1 tRNA gene is annotated in these 356 nt (G+C 46.1%); it reads left to right on the forward strand.

The features are described from left to right. Positions 1 to 54 precede the first annotated feature (54 nt). Positions 55 to 130: transfer RNA gene (locus tag AB4111_RS31265), tRNA-Ala, on the forward strand. The last annotated feature ends 226 nt before the right edge of the window (positions 131 to 356 follow it).

The following is a 356-nucleotide window of genomic DNA, read 5'->3' on the forward strand; positions in this document are numbered from 1 at the left end:
GGCCGGTGGTTCGAGTCCACCAGGGCCCACCATCTATACCTTTAAACTTTATATGGGGCCATAGCTCAGCTGGGAGAGCGCCTGCCTTGCAAGCAGGAGGTCAGCGGTTCGATCCCGCTTGGCTCCACCAAAAAAGTTTTACAAGTTTGTTCTTTGAAAACTAGATATCGAAACGAAAGTAAATGCGAATTAGAACATTCCTTTTTAGCTGAACTTGTGTTGAACAAGTTTCAATAAAAACGGTAGATTGCATGAGCGAGTGATCGAAATGGAACGACTTTTGGCTTTGGACGCAGTCCAAAACAAGCGGAGTGACAGCTCGAACACGAGCGATATGGTTAAGCTACTAAGAGCAC

Origin of the sequence: Paenibacillus sp. 2KB_22 (genome assembly GCF_052115745.1) — a bacterium.
GTDB lineage: Bacteria > Bacillota > Bacilli > Paenibacillales > Paenibacillaceae > Paenibacillus.